This is a genomic window from Moritella sp. JT01 (genome assembly GCF_001574435.1).
Lineage (GTDB): Bacteria > Pseudomonadota > Gammaproteobacteria > Enterobacterales > Moritellaceae > Moritella.
Genome location: NZ_LOCN01000007.1, coordinates 1 through 17344 on the forward strand (window position 1 = coordinate 1; position 17344 = coordinate 17344).

18 protein-coding genes are annotated in these 17344 nt (G+C 39.7%); 6 read left to right on the forward strand and 12 right to left on the reverse strand.

Annotation, left to right across the window (positions count from 1 at the left end):
- From AKG98_RS06705 to AKG98_RS06730, 6 genes are all read right to left on the reverse strand, one after another.
- Positions 1–518: phage virion morphogenesis protein (locus tag AKG98_RS06705; RefSeq protein WP_067043262.1), on the reverse strand; the 518-nt coding region annotated here is incomplete at its 3' end.
- 3 nt (positions 519–521) lie between these two features.
- A complete protein-coding gene (locus AKG98_RS06710; RefSeq protein ID WP_067043265.1) occupies positions 522–1007 on the reverse strand; it encodes a phage tail protein in 486 nt (161 codons plus the stop codon).
- Positions 1004–1471 carry a head completion/stabilization protein gene (locus tag AKG98_RS06715; RefSeq protein WP_067043268.1) on the reverse strand — a complete coding sequence of 156 codons (468 nt, stop codon included), beginning with the start codon at positions 1469–1471 and terminating at the stop codon, positions 1004–1006. The genes AKG98_RS06710 and AKG98_RS06715 overlap by 4 nt, the downstream gene beginning before the upstream one ends.
- A 135-nt stretch (positions 1472–1606) precedes the next feature.
- On the reverse strand, positions 1607–2359 hold the full coding sequence (gpM, locus tag AKG98_RS06720; RefSeq protein ID WP_067043271.1) for a phage terminase small subunit: 753 nt from the start codon (positions 2357–2359) through the stop codon (positions 1607–1609).
- Between the two features lie 95 nt (positions 2360–2454).
- Positions 2455–3540: a phage major capsid protein, P2 family gene (locus AKG98_RS06725; protein ID WP_067043274.1), complete on the reverse strand. Its 1086-nt coding sequence runs from the start codon at positions 3538–3540 to the stop codon at positions 2455–2457.
- A 17-nt stretch (positions 3541–3557) separates the two neighbouring features.
- Positions 3558–4484: a GPO family capsid scaffolding protein gene (locus AKG98_RS06730; RefSeq protein WP_067043276.1), complete on the reverse strand. Its 927-nt coding sequence runs from the start codon at positions 4482–4484 to the stop codon at positions 3558–3560.
- 190 nt (positions 4485–4674) lie between these two features.
- Here AKG98_RS06730 and AKG98_RS06735 point away from each other — a divergent pair, with 190 nt between their 5' ends.
- From AKG98_RS06735 to AKG98_RS06750, 4 genes are read left to right on the forward strand one after another with little or no spacing between them, the layout of a single operon-like run.
- Positions 4675–6480, forward strand: coding sequence for a terminase large subunit domain-containing protein (locus AKG98_RS06735; protein ID WP_067043279.1), 1806 nt, complete (start codon positions 4675–4677; stop codon positions 6478–6480).
- Complete coding sequence (locus AKG98_RS06740) at positions 6480–7520, forward strand: phage portal protein (RefSeq protein ID WP_067043281.1); 1041 nt, start codon at positions 6480–6482, stop codon at positions 7518–7520. The genes AKG98_RS06735 and AKG98_RS06740 overlap by 1 nt, the downstream gene beginning before the upstream one ends.
- Positions 7520–7843: a hypothetical protein gene (locus AKG98_RS06745; RefSeq protein ID WP_067043284.1), complete on the forward strand. Its 324-nt coding sequence runs from the start codon at positions 7520–7522 to the stop codon at positions 7841–7843. Before AKG98_RS06740 ends, AKG98_RS06745 begins: the two co-directional genes overlap by 1 nt.
- On the forward strand, positions 7840–8298 hold the full coding sequence (locus AKG98_RS06750) for a hypothetical protein (RefSeq protein WP_067043287.1): 459 nt from the start codon (positions 7840–7842) through the stop codon (positions 8296–8298). The genes AKG98_RS06745 and AKG98_RS06750 overlap by 4 nt, the downstream gene beginning before the upstream one ends.
- Before the next feature lie 85 nt (positions 8299–8383).
- Here the strand turns inward: AKG98_RS06750 and AKG98_RS06755 are convergent, their stop codons facing one another.
- Both AKG98_RS06755 and AKG98_RS06760 read right to left on the reverse strand, forming a co-directional pair.
- Positions 8384–8947, reverse strand: a complete 564-nt coding sequence (locus AKG98_RS06755; RefSeq protein ID WP_067043290.1) for a hypothetical protein — start codon at positions 8945–8947, stop codon at positions 8384–8386.
- 98 nt (positions 8948–9045) lie between these two features.
- Positions 9046–9285, reverse strand: coding sequence for a PapB/FocB family fimbrial expression transcriptional regulator (locus AKG98_RS06760; protein ID WP_067043293.1), 240 nt, complete (start codon positions 9283–9285; stop codon positions 9046–9048).
- Positions 9286–9610: 325 nt separating this feature from the next.
- Between AKG98_RS06760 and AKG98_RS06765 the strand changes: the two genes are divergently transcribed.
- Complete coding sequence (locus AKG98_RS06765) at positions 9611–11635, forward strand: DUF2971 domain-containing protein (protein WP_067043296.1); 2025 nt, start codon at positions 9611–9613, stop codon at positions 11633–11635.
- Between the two features lie 325 nt (positions 11636–11960).
- On the forward strand, positions 11961–12212 hold the full coding sequence (locus AKG98_RS06770) for an ogr/Delta-like zinc finger family protein (protein ID WP_067043299.1): 252 nt from the start codon (positions 11961–11963) through the stop codon (positions 12210–12212).
- A 261-nt stretch (positions 12213–12473) separates the two neighbouring features.
- On the opposite strand, the gene AKG98_RS06775 is transcribed toward AKG98_RS06770, so the two are convergent.
- The 4 genes from AKG98_RS06775 to AKG98_RS06790 form a co-directional block, all read right to left on the reverse strand.
- A complete protein-coding gene (locus tag AKG98_RS06775; protein WP_067043303.1) occupies positions 12474–14291 on the reverse strand; it encodes a HEPN domain-containing protein in 1818 nt (605 codons plus the stop codon).
- 144 nt (positions 14292–14435) lie between these two features.
- On the reverse strand, positions 14436–15077 hold the full coding sequence (locus tag AKG98_RS06780) for a hypothetical protein (RefSeq protein WP_067043307.1): 642 nt from the start codon (positions 15075–15077) through the stop codon (positions 14436–14438).
- Between the two features lie 109 nt (positions 15078–15186).
- Positions 15187–16008, reverse strand: a complete 822-nt coding sequence (locus AKG98_RS06785) for a hypothetical protein (RefSeq protein WP_067043309.1) — start codon at positions 16006–16008, stop codon at positions 15187–15189.
- A 25-nt stretch (positions 16009–16033) separates the two neighbouring features.
- A complete protein-coding gene (locus AKG98_RS06790) occupies positions 16034–16888 on the reverse strand; it encodes a hypothetical protein (protein ID WP_067043312.1) in 855 nt (284 codons plus the stop codon).
- Positions 16889–17344 lie beyond the last annotated feature (456 nt).

Sequence of the window (17344 nt, forward strand, 5' to 3'; positions counted from 1 at the left end):
CGTAAAATACGCAGTATCAAACCAGCTTGTCCCACGGATATATTCTCGGTTATCCATTTTAGCGACGGTGCTTTCCAGCCTTTACCGCGCTTCTTTCTGACCTTATAACCACTGTCACGCAGTGATTTCGCTTGCCTGCGTGATGCCTTGGCATTGTAATCAGGTGTGCCATAGGCTTTTGCTGCCTGCTGAGCCGTTTGCGTTAATGTGAGCCCTTCTTGATGGGCTCTGGCTATTTGTCCTAACCGTTTATTACCAAAGGTAACCGTCGCGTTATTGGGTGTGGTGTGTACCTGGATACCTTTACCTAGTCGCTTTAACATGCGTTTTTTACGACCATCACTGCGGCCTTGCCAATTGGTACCGGATAACCCTTTCTGCCCTTTTAATCGGGCTTTGGTATCTCGCCTAACTTGTCGACCTGCTCCGCGTAAAATACGGCGACGCTTATTGGCATCGAGTGTTAACAGGTCTAATTGTTTTAACGCGTTATCAGTGGAGATACCAAGACTAAGCATTTTCTACCCCGTTACACTCTCTGCATCTAACTCAAATGACGCTGCAATCCAAAGACTCTGTTCACCAAAATCAAAACGCTTGGTTTCGCCTTGAAACTCCAATTCAAACGGCCCGTTCATGTCTTCAACTAGCATCACATCTTCTGCGAACCGCTCGATTGTTAATTCGATTTCAGCGCTGTTGTCATCATTAATATCCAGGCTAAATTCCACATCATGGCTGTCGTCTTTTTCTGCATTTGTCATTAACCAGAAACTCACATAGGTTGCGATCAATTCAACAGGCGCATTGCATGGGTTAATGCTGATCACACCACTGTAATAAAAACGCGCGGCGAGCAATCCTGTTCCGTTTATTCGTTTACTGGCGTGTTCAATACGTCCGCCTTCAATCCAACTATCAAACTCGCCAGCCCTGGCTAAATGTCGTCCCTTATAAGTGGCCGATACCAGGTACTGCACTAAACGCTGTAATTTACTTTGGCTCATATCAATTCAACACCTGAACGCGTTACCTTCATCATTTGACGTAAGGCCATGTCACTTTCTTGTAGCCAGTATTCTTGATTGTCACTGGCCATCACTTGCTGTGCGGCGCGTTGGTCGCGATGCGTTTCACCTAGACGACTGATTAACAACTTGGCCTTAGCGCGGCAATACACTGCCCGTTGATACATGAGGATTAATGCATTTACGCCATCAATCTCGTCAACGCTCACATCTTGTAATTGTTCGACCTGTTGCCAATGACGTGAGCGATACCTTGCCAGTGCCTGATTAACATCGAGCATGACCAGTACTAATGTGCGTTTAACCTGTTCGATGTTGTTGGCGTACTCCGTCGCTATCGCGTAATCAGTGATAAATTCAGCAGTGCCCAGTTCGGGATAAAAGCCGTTGTTGACTACATTTTCATTGCTTACTTCTGCGTGTGGCATGCCTGCTAAATTCATCTTTCACTCACTTCTAATAGGTCGGCTCTGGCCACTGCGATAAGGAGCCCATTTCACTACTGTGAATAAGTCCAACGCAGCCGAGCCGGTGGCGCGAGAGTTGTTACAATTCTTTTTACAAAGACTGCCAATAAACTAAAGGTCGGTTTCTTTACCAATGGTGTTGGCGATTTCTCTGACCATCTTTTTAACGCCCGCTTTGTCGTTTAACGCGGTTGCTTTGGTGCCGTAGGTATAGGCATTGCCCAGGTTAAATACGCTTTGTTCTAGCTTTGCAGCCATGGCGTATAACTTGCCGCCTATCAATTCACTTAACCGCCACTGGTGCGTGTCGAGCAAATGAATAAACTGGGTGAATAAGTTAATCACTTGGCTTCGCTCTACGGCGTCACGACCTTGGCTTAAGTGTTTAGCGCCTTCGTCATAGAGTTGGTCTATCAAAAAGGTCGGCCAATCTTGGGTACTAAAGCGCCCTGGTAAACGTTGGTTTTGCGTCACTAACAAGGGAACAAAATCAAAGGCGGTTTTCCAGTGGCCAAGGTCAACAAGCCAAATCACCACCCAAGCCAGCACCATGTTCTGGTGGTCTGTACCTTGCGCTTGATAGCGGCGTAAATAATCCAGGTATAGATGGTTCTCAATGGCCTTGGCTTTGTATTCAAGCTTGTCTTCCATGTGGGAAAACTTTTTAAGTTGAGTAAGGTCAGATTCCATTGCCACTTTGAAAAAATCAAACTCTTCCATGATGCCTTGGGCACGGCTTGGTTCAGTTGCGACAACCTTGCCATTTTTCACTGTCGAAGTGACCGATTGATCAGGACCACTTGCTAGGTCCACACCGATAATAGAGGCATGGGTTTTACGCTGATTTCGTTTGACTATGCTCATTTCAAAAAACTCTCTGTTTGGTAAATGACTGGCTTACCGTAATAAGCCAGTGCTTCATTCAATTCTGCTGATTCAAATTACTGACTCAAAACCGACTAAGACCAAACCCAGTGTGCGGGGTTATCCGCATCAAAGTCAGCGGCTGCTACTGCAGGGTCTTTGACCTTATCCAGCTTTATGCTGTCCGCTTCAAAGAAGGCAATCTTTTCCATGTCGTTGATGTAGTAACAATCGTTACGTGATTGGTAATCTTCGACACGTTTCTTCTTGGCGTTGTTTTCAATCGAGGTGCGCGTTGAACCTGATTGCACGTAATGACAAAGGTTATCGAACGAGGTGATTAAGATGCCGCGCTCTGGGAAGAACGGCACCTTATACGCTTTCAAACCACCGAATGTTTCAATGATCTGCTCTAACTCGATCTTGTCTTTTTCACTTGGGGTATGCGCTTGCTTGGCATAGAGCTTGTTCTTTTCTTTGGATAACAGCTCATCACCAATAATAGTGACTAAACCAATGCGCTTATGGGCTGGAATCGCTTGCAGTAAATCATGCACGGTTTGATCAAGGTTTTCATAATCACCGCCTGCGCCGATACGAATTTCACCGTCTTTTTGTTCACCATTAGCAAACACATTGGCAGGATTGTCTCGACGAACCAGCTGGAACCAACCGATATTCACATCATCCATCATTGGGAATGCTGCGATATCCGTTACTTTCTCGGCGCTTGTACCGTTCCAGCCAATCTTGATGATATCCAGTGCAATGGCTTGACGAACGTGAGCACGAAAACGACTGTGGAAGTCTGGGAACTTGGCCCACATGTCCATGCGCTGCCACGTAATATGGGTATCGCATTCAACCGCATAACAACGGTATTCACGGTCAGTTAAACCCAGCGGGTCTTTGGTACTACGACTTTTAGTTTCATCCGTTTCAACGCCTGCACGACCAGTGACACCGCCACTGATACCTGCCGTAATTGAACTGCCGACTAAATCATCGACCATTTGCGTATCAATGCGCTGTAAGAATTCTGCACTTTGATATACCTGGTCATATAGCGTCTGCTCAATCGACGGCTCGACACTGAACTGTTCTGATACAGAGGCGACTCCGTAATTGACCGCTAATGCAGACACAACCGCGGCAAAAACTTGTGTTGTTTTAAGCTTCATTAATTTGGTTCCTATTGCTAAAGAAGGTTGTGGTACTTGCCATTCTCACCAAGGTGTTCTTCTTCACCTTCAGTGGTCGTTGACGCAGGATCTTTGATTGCATCGTTCACGGTTTTAGTCAGTGCTGCAATTTGTTCAACCAAACCTTCAACCTTGCCATCAAGCGCCGAAAATTCAGCGGTTGGTTTATCTGTACTTATGTCGGCTTCGGTACCCGTATTCACATCATCTAACGGTGCTGTGGTCGTACCTTGCTTAGCAAGTAAGTCTTGCGTTGCTTGGGTATTGGCTTCGAGCGTTTGGCTAAATTTAAGCAATGGTTCACCGAGCGCGTCGGCCATTGCTGCTGCAAGTTCTTCGCGGGTCATATCGTCATTGTCCTTTTTAAAATTAAAGAGTTGTTTAAACAGGCTCTTGGTGGGTTTGCCCGCTTCATCTAACGCTAATGACACCTTAAATAGGTCAGTATCTGAAGATGTATGATTAGTGTTGTCTTTGTCTTGCTGACTAAAGTGAATGCGGTCGGTGTAGGTACTGGCGGGATAATCCGTCACGGCCAACCCTGTTAAATAGGTTTGCCCTGACTCCATAAAATCTCGGTCAATTTCGATACTGAAATATACGGCTTGGTCAGCTTGGTTTAGTTGCACAAATGATGCGTTCGGCGATAACACGGCGTATAACACTTTAATACCGTCTTCATTTTTACCTGTGCTTAACCCGATCACATCACCTAACATCCCACCTTTAATATCGATGTTGCTAAGGTTCTTCGCCGCCCAACCCGACCAATTACATTCGTGGTCTAAATTGATGCGAGCGCCGTACTTTTTATACTTGTAAGTAGCGACAATATCGTCGATATCTTTTTCTGATATTTCGCGACCATCGACCGTTAACCCCATGGCGGCAATGGCAAGTGGAATTGTGCGTAACTGAGCCATGTTGGTTCCTGTTTAATGTCTAAGTGAATCTAAGTGAGACCAATTTTGCCCGCAGAATAGACCTTAATCCATCACATTAAATCCGCTAAGTTCCGATCTTGGCGATGGCGGAATAACGCGGAAATCTTCTTAAAGAATTACGTGTTTTAGGGTTATAAACTTGGCGCTTGTTCTTACTAACAGGCCAGTTATGAAACCAAGGACTCCCCGATATACACCCGAAATTATTAAAACGGCGCGTGACCATTATGTTTTTGGTGGGCTGACGTTTGATGAGATTTCAGAAATTGACGGTATGCCAAGTGCAAGGTCATTACGACGTTGGGCGGATGATGGCAGCTGGAATGAACTGTGCCCGTCGCTTAATGCCGAGACAGCGATTGCACGACGTATTGTGTTATTGGCTGATCGCGACGTTAAAAGTGAAGCGGACTATAAAGAACTGGATTTTCTGACTAAACAGCAATGTGCATTGAATCAGTCACGCTTGCCCAGTGCCGGTATAACGAAGAAATACGGTAATGCACCTGCAGCTGCGGATCCCCAAAGTGAACAGACAGGCGAGCGAAGCAGTAAAAGTAAGAAACGTCAGAAGAAAATTAAGAATGATGTGTCTAGTATCACCAAGGAAATGCTGGACGAACTCAAAGACAACCTGCTCTACCCGCACCAATTACACTGGTTTGAACATCAAGATTACCGTAGCCGTTTTATTCTGAAACCACGCCAAATCGGCGCGACCTTCTATTTTGCGTTTGAAGCGTTTTATGATGCGGTGGTGAATGGCCGTAATAAGATTTTCATTTCAGCATCACGGGACCAGGCTGAGATATTCAAAGCCAATATTATTGCCTTATGTCGTGAGCAGTTTGGTATTGAGCTAAGCGGCTCGCCACTGACCATGCGTAACAAAGGCAAAACGACAACACTGTATTTCAAATCAACCAATGCCCGGACTGCACAATCGGCATCTGGTGATTTGTATATTGATGAAGTGTTTTGGATCCCGAAGTTTAAAGAGTTACGCAGTCTTGCCCAGGCAATGGCGACCCATAAAGATTTTCGTATTACCTATTTCAGTACGCCGTCGGTGACTAGTCATGAAGCTTATGATTTGTGGAATGGTCGCTGGTACCGAAAAACCAAAGCCTGTAATGATCCCGAGTTTGCCATTGATGTTAGCCATAAGACTTTAAAAGATGGCTTGCTTTGTGATGACGGTATTTGGCGTCAAAAGCTCAATGTTTATGATGTGGTGAAACAAGGCTTTGACCGCATTGATATCAGCATTTTGGAAAATGAATATTCTACCGAAGAGTTTAACAACCTCTTTATGTGCAAATTTATTGATGATGCTCACAGTGCATTTAGCCTTAAACAACTGATGGCCTGTGTGGGTAACAGTAAAAAATGGACTGACTTTGACCCGACTTGGTCACGCCCTTATGCCATGAAGCCGGTTGTTATTGGTTTTGACCCTGCGCGAACCCGAGACATTGCCTCGGTAGTGGTCTTGAGTTTGCCGCTTGGCCCTGATGATAAATTTAGATTATTGGAATCACTGAATCTCAGTGGTAACGATTTTGAAACCATGGCCAGTGAAATTAAAGAACTCACCCTTAAATATCATGTTGTACATATCGGTGTTGATACCACTGGTATGGGCTTGGGTGTGTTTGAGTTAATACAAAAATTCTTCCCGCTGGCGATGCCAATTCATTACAACCCGCACAACAAAAACAAGATGGTGATTAAGGCGCTTAATGTCATTGGTAAGAAGCGTTTTGAGTTCGATGAGAATTCGGTGATGGTTGCCAGCAGCTTTATTAATATTCGCAAAAAGGTAGTTGGTGACCAAATCAGTTACGCAACCAACCGCACTGCAGCAACAGGCCATGCTGATATTGCCTGGGCAATCATGCACGCCATGATTTACGAACCATTATCTGGTGACAGCTCGAGCACCAGAACATCAATAGGATTAGATGCCGCATAATGAATTCAACTAAAAGTACAACGACAGAACAGGTGAAAGACAAAGCTATCGATACGTTTAGCTTTGGCGACCCTGAGCCGTGTTTAGATAATCGCATGACCGAATACATCGGGCTTTACGCTGATATGGACGGTCTATATTCACCGCCAATTAGCTTAGCTGGCTTGATTAAATTGCTGCGTGTTAATGCCCAACATGGCCCTATTTTATATTTTAAACGCAATATGATCTTGAAGTGGTTTAAGCCTAATTCGCTATTAACGCGGCGCACCTTTAAGAAGTTTGCATTTGATTATTGTTGGGCGGCGAATGCGTACCTGCAGGTAATTAAAAATACCTTCGGTAATGTGATTAAGTTAAGGCATTTACCTGCGTTATCGATGCGCTATACATCAACACCTGGTGTTTATGCGCAGCGGTTAAGTAATGGCAAGGTGCTGCGGTTTAAAAAAGGTGAAGTTATTCACCTTAAAGAATACGACCCGAATCAGGGTATCTATGGTATCCCCCAATATTATGGCGGTATTCAGTCTGCGCTTTTAAACGAAGATGCCACCCTGTTCCGTCGTAAGTATTACAAGAACGGCGCACATATGGGGTTTATCTTTTCGATGGCAGATCCCAATTTATCGACCGATGATGAGAATGATTTGAAAGCTGCGATCAAAGATTCTCGCGGTGTGGGTAACTTCCGCAGTTTATTTATTAATAACCGCAGTGGTAAGGCTGACGCGGAGAAGGCAATTAAGATTATTCCGGTAGGTGATATATCGACCAAGGATGAATTTGAGCGCATTAAGAAGATGACGTTAAACGATATGTTGAGTATGCACCGCGCCCAGGAAGCGTTAAGCGGGCAAACATCGGGTGATAGTCCGGGCTTTGGTGACCTGGATAAAATCACCCGGGCTTATTACAACAATGAAGTGGTTCCGATGCAGCAGGACATGCTGGAAATTAACGAGTATTTACCTGCTGCACTGCATATTAAGTTTGCAGAGCCAGCGTATTCCGACTTAAACCCGAGGAGTGAAGATTGATGGAAGAACTGATTGTTTTTATAAGGCAATGGGGGCAGCTGTGTTTGTTGTCGTTACTGGCCGCCGCAACACAAATGTATATGTCTGGTACCCGAATTACCTTTTTTCATTATTTCATGTCGGTGCTAATGGCTATTTTGTCTGCGTATATTGCGGACAGTTTTTGTCGTTGGCTTGGATTAGATGAAGGGTTAAAGACTGGCATTATTGGTATTGCGGCTTATGTAGCTCCGCATATTTTAACGGGGGTTAATGCCCTAGCTAAGGCAGTATCAAAAGACCCGAAGCACTTTTTAGATATTATTATGAGGAATAAATCATGAGTTGGCTTACTTCGTTGTTTAGTTTTATTTCAGCACCGATTGCGGATTTATCGGGTAGCTATCGAGAGCGTAAACGTATTGCAGCAGAAATGGCTGCATCGATTGCGACTGCAGAAGGTAACCTTAAACTGGCCAAGCTGGATGCGGAAGCTAAACGGTTAGCGAACCAGGAAGGTAACGATGCTGATTATGATCTGCAGGTGTTGAAGAACCGGCGCGAATCGATAATGGATGAAATCATTATTACGGTATTTTTGGGATTGTTCATTGCCCACTTTGTGCCACAGCTGCAGCCGTATATGGCTGATGGTTGGCAGGCTATGGGTTATAAGGGCGCGCCCTGGTACTTTGAATTTGTGATTGTGGGTATTGCGGTTTCTACGTTGGGGTTGATGCGATTGTTCCGAGCGTTTTGGGGGAGTAAGAATACTAAAGGAAGTAGTCATCCCCTTTAGCATAAATGACTAAAGGGGATGATAGTCTTAAAAACAGCGCAATGAGTAAATACTACATTGCGCTGTTTGTCCTCTTAAGTGATTGTTATGACCATATACACGGAAATATAATAAATAGATAAGACAAGGTAAATGAGATCAAGATGCCAAACAGGGCAACAGAATGATCGTCTTCTGTCATAACTTTAAAGAACACACTAATTCCACCAATGAAAAAAAATAAGAATGGAATACTAAAAATTGTCGTTTGTACTCCCTCTCCCATTTGAAGTGCAAAAAACTGAGCTGTTACTGCGACACTAATAAATGAAATCAGTAATGCAAAGGCTAGATAACCCCCTCCCATTAAAGTTAAACGTTGTTTAAAATTGATGTTAGACCTATCTAAAACCCAGTCGATTAATAATGCAGACGTAACAATAGAGCCGAGCCCAACTAACCAAAATATATCGTTAAGATACTTATGACTTTCTCCAGTAACTGACGCCATCATAGGTAAAGTTACAGCAGATGCCGTAACCAGCAATGCAGCCATCGCAATTGCAATATTTACTTGTGCAAGTTCAGACCAATCTGGTGTAAGTTTTGCGACAGTTAATTCTGGCTCATGATCTTCCAATACAGCCGTTAAATCAGGCTTACTATTCATTTATAAAATACCTATTAAAATTAAGAATGCTAAACTAAAGCAAGGTTATAATAAATATATCTTACATTTCAATCCGTTGCATTAAAAAGATCAATCTATTAATTCCAATCCAATTCTTTAACTTGTTCAACAACACCAGCGACACCATTCAACCGCTTCAACGCTCGGTTAAAATTCTGCTGTGATACATCATTCAACATAGCTGCATCATTTTCTGCTAGGCCTTTAGTTAAGTGATCAACTAAAGCATTTTTGATATTTTCACTACCAATTTTGGTTAATTGCAAAAGTAGATTAATTCGTTCTTCAGGCTCTAAACCTTTCGTTAAAAATTTCATAAAATTAACATCACTTAACTGATTCTGGCGAATTAATGTTTATCGCTAAGATAAACCTGAGTGGTCTGTCATTTTGTGACAAACAATGTCACAGCTTTGACATTAGCGATCTTTAAATGATCGTTGAGATCCTTTATTAATAAGGCTTGAGCAATATCTCCGTGTCCATAGCTGTGTCAAAAACGTGAAAAAATTGCGAAAACGCGGTAGGCGAAGAGGAGTGAATCCTATTGGTGCGCGAACACATTTAATATATAATTCAATCTATTGAAATAAAATTATACATCGGATGATATAAAGAATGAGTGGTAATGGAACCAGTAACATGAGTGCAAAAGAAATTTTTGATCTTGCAATGAATTACTACAACGGTACTGACGTCAAGAAAAATAAGGAAAAGGCAGCCGAGTTATTTAAGGAAGCTGCTAACGCAGGCTATAAATTTGCCATTAATAATCTTGCTTTTATGTATAAAAATGGTGATGGGGTCAAAAAAGACACGGAAAAAGCAGTTATGCTATTACAACAAGCTGCTGATGCGGGTAATGGAAATGCAGCTTACGCTCTGGCTGAAATGTACTTTAAATCAGATAGTGTACCGTTAGACATGAAAAAATCAGCTCAATTATTACAGCAATCCGTTGATGCTAATCATCCAACCGCAGCGTATAACCTTGCTTTAATGAATTATGACGGCATACACATTGAAAAAAATAAGAAAAAAGCAGCCATTCTGCTCCAAAAATCAGTGGACCTAGGTAATGCAAAAGCTGCTTATAATCTTGCTGTGATGTATCAAACTGGGGATTACTTCGAGCAAGACTTACAACAGGCGGCCGTGTTTTACCAAAAATCTATGGACTTAGGTTATGACGAAGCCATAAATAACCTCGCCATGATGTATAAGGATGGTAAGGGTGTTGAGCAGAATCTAGACAAAGCATTCGCTCTGTACCAGCAAGCTGCCAAATTAAATAATTCAAATGCCACAAATAACCTTGCTGTGATGTATAAAAATGGTGACGGCATCTCAAAGGATCTAAAGAAAGCTGTAAAGTTATTCCAGCAAGCCGTCAAGTTAGGTAATTCAAATGCCATGAATACTCTTGCCGGAATGTATAGAAATGGTAATGGCGTAATTAAAAACATGGATCAAGCTGTTGATTTATTACAGCAAGCCAGCACCTTAGATAATTTAGATGCCATTTATAACCTTGCCATAATATATAGGTATGACGATATTCTTAAAGACAGAAAAAAATCAATAATCTTATTTACTAAAGCTGCAGGTAAAGGTCATGCTATGGCTGCTTTGCATATGCCGCATAAATTAATCGCCCAATTATTTAATAAATTAGATAAATTAGATAAATTAGAAGACAACTTCTTAGAATTAGAAGACAACTTCTTAGAATTAGAAGATACAATTAGGGCTATCAAAGAACGTCATATTTACACTTACAAGTTTCCTCTAGCTCATTTTACCTCGTGGCCTGCTATTGAAAATATTATCCCGGAAACAGCTAAAGAAAATAATGTACTAAGACTGTATAATGTAGATTATATGAATGACCCAGCTGAAGGACGTTCATTGATGAATGTCAAAAGTACTAGTTCAGAAAACTCTAATGTATTTTTAAATGATATTTTTGAAAATACCATCTTTTCAAATGAAACGAACACAATTAATTCAGTGCCTCCATCTATCTACTCACTTTCTTTTACTGAATCATCTGACCGTTTAGACCTATGGCGCGCATATGGTAATGACGGTGACGGCTTTAGTATTGTCACGACTTTCCCAATCGGTGGTATAGAAGAAATTTCTAGTCGGCAAACCCTAGATACCTTTGCAAAACAAATAGATACGGATAACATACAAAAAAACAACCTTAATACTCAACCAAATATACCTCCTATTTTATTCCGTGTTTTCTATGACGATAAAAATAAATTAGAAACAATTGAAAAATTAAATATCCCCTTAAAGAAAATTGAGGATAAATTATCAAAACTTAATGAATTGGCTAAAAATGAAATCTATTACGTATTATATGCCACTTTGTTAGAAGTTATGTATCTATATAAGGATGAACAATATTCAACAGAAAGAGAAGTCCGTGTAATTCAAGCAATGTCTTTAGACGATGTTAAGCTAGACGAACGAAAGCCTGGACGACTTTATTGCGAAACAACACCGTTCCTATTCAAAAATATGTCATCAAAAATTGTTATTGGTCCCAAAGTACAAGACAGACAAGTTGCACTATGGAATTTAAGGTATAGGTTGAAGAAAAATGGCTTTGGAGACACAACAAGCGTTGTATTTTCTGACGTTAACTATCGATAAGTAAATTATAGGCATATTACAATCATGACAATATGCCTAACTAACTTCTTCCATTACATTACATTACACCAAACTAAACAACTCTCGCTGCCTTTCCATAGGCATTTGTCTAACTCGGTCCACCAATAACTGATCAACAATATTAGCCGCTGCGTTTAGTGTATGGCTACACTTAGCATCCAAACATTGGCAATACAAGCGAGCGAAATCATTTGAAATACAGCCAGAACTATTCATCTTATGCGGGCATCACAAACAACTGTATAAAACAACAGTTGAATATCGTATAATTTACAGGTCAGTATGTGAATTGAGTGGATATGTTATGCGAGTAGTTTGCCCAGAGTGCGGAGATAAAAGCCGTATACAAAAAACGAATAGAATTTCGAATAGCTATACCGATTTATATTGCAGTTGTAATAATGCGGAGTGTGGTCATTCGTTTGTAATGAATCTTAGTTTTAGTCATACGTTAAGCCCTTCTGCTAAAACCACAACGCAAATGGCCATTAGTTTAATGAAAGGTTTGGCGCCCGAACAGCGCCAAGAGTTGCAGCAACAACTTTCTATTTTGTAAATATCAGAGTCATCTATACCACATAACCCAAACAACCAAGCGTGGAAGTCCCTCCCACAATTAGCCAATCCCGCACGCTTTAGACAAAAAAGGGTTAAGCCTTAGCTTCAAGAAACATGCTCGCATTACAGAAAGGGTGGTTAGATTGGGATTAACGCCGTAATAAGCGGACTAAAATAGTGGGTTGTAATGTTGAGAAACGAAACTTAACCCACTGTTTTAGTTCCGTTTAATTGTCTTGTTATGTTGCATTGTTCGAGGCTACGCAAGCCCAATACGCTTTTCAAACTCGGAAGGAAGCCATGTATAATTTAAATCATCAAAGACTCTCAATCGGTCTTTTACTTGTCCATGTGAGGATATATATTCAGGGCAATTCAAAATACAAGCTCCTGAAGAAAGGTTAAGTAACTCATCTTTATATTTAAGATAAGAAATGCCCAAATATGCGACATTTTTAACTTTTGTAGTATCTACAAAAGCCATAAGTTCTTCTTCAACAGATCGAGTTGTTTTATCTCGATTAAAGAGCCAAGCACCAACATGCTCAGTCGCTTTATCATTAACTCTAAAAGTATCACTTGATTTTACATAATTTAAAATTAAACATTTAAAATTATGTTTTTTAGCTTTTAAAAAATTTGTTTTATTTGTCTTAAGAAATAAGTACTTTCCCGAAGCGATATCAAGCGAAACTCTATTAATTTGTGCTTGCTGTGTAATTGGATACATCCAGTTGCCTAAAAAACCAATGAACTCTGAATGCGTGAACCCCATATCAATAAAAGCCCAATAACGGAGTAGCAAAACAATTTTATTGGTAACTGTGACTTCGTATGTAATATTACCTTCATTTTGAATTTTAGGCTCATCTCCATGTGCTACAGTATTTCTAAGTTGCTTCAAGTGTCGAAAATCATCATCTTTGAATCCCAGCACTTCAATGATATTTGGGTTAGTTCTAGACACTTTCAGATCGAATTTTTTATTAAATGAGGGAATAGATGTATTTTGAATATTCTGATTAACCTGAATGCACATGCTGTCAATAACAGCATTGAATTTTTCCTTATCTTCAGCGCCTAGACTGCATTCTGATTTCACTTTTTCCAATGAAGTTCGTGCAACTCGTCGGTATTTCTTAAACAGCCCAAGTGATAGAGACTTTTCTTCATTCTTGGCGAAGATACTTACGTATCGGTCGACCAAACTAACATATGCTAATATTCTATATTCCCAAAACCCTTCATATGAAAGCATACCAGAGATTCTAGCCCAAATATTTTTGTATTTTTCATTGTTACTACTGAAGTAGCCTTGTAATAATTCTTGCCACTTATTTTCTTTGAATAAAAATGAGGAAGGAACAAAGCACTTTCTCGGCAAGATATCTTCGCTTGTATCTCTTGTAGCGTTTACAAAATAGATTGACTGCTTAGTGTTTTTTGTAGTTGTATCCAGTACATACTCGACACCAATCGAATGACCAAGTAGTAATGTAAAGAATGTCCTTATATCGCTAATTATTGCAATCAATTCAGTAATAGACCAAGAGGAGTTCTTAGATTCGATTCTTAGAAGTGAGTATTGGTTAAGTTGGTAATTATTATCTTTAACATGCTTAGTATCACACCAATGTTCATTGCTTAAAGAAATCTTTTTACCGCCCAAGTTGACTTCAGCATCAAAAGTTCTAGTGTCTCTTTTTCTAATGATTTCACTATCAGTAAGTTCAAAACTTCCATTACTATCCATCCATTGTGATAGTCCTTGGAGAAGAAGGTAAACTTTCTTAAATTTAGCTCGCTTTTCCTTTCCCCTAATAAAGACACTTGGAAAAATGGCATTATCAAATACTTCACACTCTAGCAATTGGTACTGATACTTTTCAGACTTACAAATAAACACTTTTTGTTTTGCATATTTAGATATATCTGTATTTAAATCAATATTAACTTGAGGGGCTTGATTTTTTTTAACTGATAGATTTCCACTACCAACCGCAGTACCTGATGTAGTAAAAACTTCAACATTAACTGAAAACTCATCTAAAAAACCAACATATTGATCAAAAATCATAAATCGTTTCTAACGCCTCAACGTGAATAAATAAAAAGAAAGTAGAGCAACATAACGCCCCACTAAGAGGCGAGTAATTGTTGGCTAAACTGTGAAGCGAAGCGGAACCGAGCCAACTGTTACGAGTCCTACTTTAGTGGCTTGTTATGTGCATTGCTCAATATTTGAAAGAAGTGCTGTACTCACGACAAGCTCTTTTTCGTAATGCCATAACCGAGTCAAGAAAACTCCATGTTTTGGTATTGTAGCCCTTACAACAATTCTATCGGAACTTGAAAACCATGGTTGATGTTTATAATTTTCAAATGCAAATTCTTCTGCAATGCTTTTTTCAACCGACCATGATTGTTCAAAGCAACCAGAGATTAGTTCCTCTTTACTACACCCTCGATAAATATTAATTGGATCTATTTCAGTTTCGATTTCTTCAACGTCAATGACTTCATTAATAATAAGCTTGGGATGCCACTCTTCATTCTCTTGAAAGTGATATAAATCTTTAATACCTCCAGTAACGAAGTTATTAAATGAATGCCTAAGTGCATCTAAAACTTGAACAGAATCCTCATTGCTCATCAATGATTTTCGAGAAGTAAACTCTGTAAGTATGATGCTTTCAACAATGGAAGAGCTTCCATGCTTGATATAGGCATCAGAAATAACATCAAGATAACCTTCAATCTCAATAGCTGAATTTTTTATATCATACGAATTTAACTTATTATTTATGCAAGTCATATCAATGCACATATCATTTTCGAGGATAGATTGAGTACTATATTTCAATTAAACACCTTTGCACATGACGCCCTGTTAACAGGCAATAAAATAGTTGGTTAAAATAAGCGACGAAGGAGTAAAAACCAACTTTTTTTTGTCCTTGTTTAACAGGTTGTTATGCATCGAATTGCTCAACCAATTCGATTACATGTTCAATTTTTGTCACGAAAGCTATTTCATATTGTTCATAATATTCAATGAATACACCAGCTAAATAGAATTCATTAATTTTACTTTTATCTGGAATAAACCAATATGGGCCACCGCTACAACCTCTAGGATGAACACCTATTTGTCCTTGTGGTTGTATTTCTTTTCCTTGTATCTTTTGCCCTTGTACTTTTTTAGGCCAATGTATTGGATAATGTGAACCTTTTATTTTATTAAAACTTGGGTAGTCACAATTATCACTAAAATTAAACGAATAAGTCCATAGCCCACCAGAAAAATGCTTAGTGTTATTATCAAGACACTTTGCCGTTTTATTCTTGGAAGATGGAAAACCCTGTAATATTTGCATATCCACTTTTAGAAAGCTCTTACTCAAGGTTGTTTTATTGAGTGGGATTGCTAATTTTAGGCACTGTTCGTAATAATCAAATTTAGGACTAACTGGAATAGCAGCTAAATCAAACTGACTATCCGCGACTTCATCTTCTGTATTAACGGTTCTCTTGGAACCCGACAATGGCAGTGAAAACATTTCAGTATTCATTGCGATAACAAAGCGACTATTTGTAGATTGAATTACATCTATAACATGAGATGCAGTGATAAAATATATTCTTAAATTGTGTTCAAGGAAAAAGCCCGTTCCTTCCATTTCTGGACGTTCAAACTTATCTAAACAAAAAATAGGAATAACATAACTATCAAGAAGCTCTCCGGCTTCTTCTAATATCTCGCCATATTTTTTATGAGAATCAACGTCGAGCATTGAACCATCCTTGATGCATAACGCCTCAAGCAGAGGCGCCAGCTTCGCTGGCGTCCTGCTGCCTTGATTTGTTATGTTCATTGTCGGTGGCTGAAACGCCATCTAAGTACAGCGGCACATCTTGTAAATCTGTTAGCTCTTTGGCATTGAGCGCATATGACAGGTCTTGATTGCCTTTACCATGCCCCCATAAATACAGTTCAGCACCAAAAGCGCTTGGAGCAACAATAATTCCGTCGGAGCTAGCGTCCACAAAATGCTTTTTGATTTGTTCGAGGGGGCCATACTGGAAGCCCTCAATTAAGTCATCGCTGTTCAAACCAAATAAGGCATGATTTATAATGCCACCGAATTGTTGCATTTCCTTCTCATCAAATTGCATAGAGGCAATATAAATATTCATTGGGATGAATAGTTGCATCTTGTGCCTGTCATCTTGGTTGTACATATAACCTGATTCAGAGAAGACCTTCTTGATTAATGAGTAGATCACGTAATGCGAACGAATTTGATACGTAGACATGCCATCAAGTATCTTAGCTATTCTAGCTCCTCGATCATCTCTACCAAGATCTGTTCGGGATGACGCAAGAATTCCTCCAAAATAGTCTACTGCGACTTCATCATCACAATAAGAGCCTTCGTTAATGATTGTCTTTAGTACTTTTGGAGGAACGTGTCCCGGGGAATCAATATTTTCGCCTAGTTTTTCTTCCGCTTTGCTGAATATTTTCCCAACATTTTCGATTCTTTTCTTAGTAAACTCTTGTAGCTCACCACCAAGATAATCTGCCGTTGGGCCTAACAATTTTTGCAGACCATCCTTTCCTAAATAGGCTGCAATTGCTCCTATTCCGACTGTCGTAATTGGTTCTGGCATGATTACTCCTTTTGGACATAACAGTGTATTTTACGGAATTCCGTATAATACCTGAAAGACTACTAGTGTTAAATGATATTATATTAAATTATTATTTAATAACAATGAATTACATCACATTTGGCATTGAGTTGGTATTCCCTCTTATTTAGATATACAGAATGAAATTATTTATACAGGTCCGTATAAGTAATAATGAAATTAATATAAATCAATAACTTAAATTAATTCACATTTACAAAGAAAGCCAATCTAGATCTGTTAAAGTTACTAAATATTTATTTAATAGCACTAATTAGCAAATTGATTTGTCGCTTTGTAAATACTTGGATTTCATATAAAAATAGAAACAGAATCAAATTAGTGTCCAATAATAACGTTTGAATGGAAATTAAAATCTGACTTAAAAGAAGATAAAATCACAGTGAAAAATTGATATTTTAGTCACCGTTATAA

Bases quoted from the DNA above. Each gene is read 5' to 3' on its own strand.
- AKG98_RS06710 (WP_067043265.1), bottom strand. From the start codon at position 1,007: ATGAGCCAAAGTAAATTACAGCGTTTAGTGCAGTACCTGGTATCGGCC.
- AKG98_RS06715 (WP_067043268.1), bottom strand. From the start codon at position 1,471: ATGAATTTAGCAGGCATGCCACACGCAGAAGTAAGCAATGAAAATGTA.
- gpM (WP_067043271.1), bottom strand. From the start codon at position 2,359: ATGAGCATAGTCAAACGAAATCAGCGTAAAACCCATGCCTCTATTATC.
- AKG98_RS06725 (WP_067043274.1), bottom strand. From the start codon at position 3,540: ATGAAGCTTAAAACAACACAAGTTTTTGCCGCGGTTGTGTCTGCATTA.
- AKG98_RS06730 (WP_067043276.1), bottom strand. From the start codon at position 4,484: ATGGCTCAGTTACGCACAATTCCACTTGCCATTGCCGCCATGGGGTTA.
- AKG98_RS06735 (WP_067043279.1), top strand. From the start codon at position 4,675: ATGAAACCAAGGACTCCCCGATATACACCCGAAATTATTAAAACGGCG.
- AKG98_RS06740 (WP_067043281.1), top strand. From the start codon at position 6,480: ATGAATTCAACTAAAAGTACAACGACAGAACAGGTGAAAGACAAAGCT.
- AKG98_RS06745 (WP_067043284.1), top strand. From the start codon at position 7,520: ATGGAAGAACTGATTGTTTTTATAAGGCAATGGGGGCAGCTGTGTTTG.
- AKG98_RS06750 (WP_067043287.1), top strand. From the start codon at position 7,840: ATGAGTTGGCTTACTTCGTTGTTTAGTTTTATTTCAGCACCGATTGCG.
- AKG98_RS06755 (WP_067043290.1), bottom strand. From the start codon at position 8,947: ATGAATAGTAAGCCTGATTTAACGGCTGTATTGGAAGATCATGAGCCA.
- AKG98_RS06760 (WP_067043293.1), bottom strand. From the start codon at position 9,285: ATGAAATTTTTAACGAAAGGTTTAGAGCCTGAAGAACGAATTAATCTA.
- AKG98_RS06765 (WP_067043296.1), top strand. From the start codon at position 9,611: ATGAGTGCAAAAGAAATTTTTGATCTTGCAATGAATTACTACAACGGT.
- AKG98_RS06770 (WP_067043299.1), top strand. From the start codon at position 11,961: ATGCGAGTAGTTTGCCCAGAGTGCGGAGATAAAAGCCGTATACAAAAA.
- AKG98_RS06775 (WP_067043303.1), bottom strand. From the start codon at position 14,291: ATGATTTTTGATCAATATGTTGGTTTTTTAGATGAGTTTTCAGTTAAT.
- AKG98_RS06785 (WP_067043309.1), bottom strand. From the start codon at position 16,008: ATGCTCGACGTTGATTCTCATAAAAAATATGGCGAGATATTAGAAGAA.
- AKG98_RS06790 (WP_067043312.1), bottom strand. From the start codon at position 16,888: ATGCCAGAACCAATTACGACAGTCGGAATAGGAGCAATTGCAGCCTAT.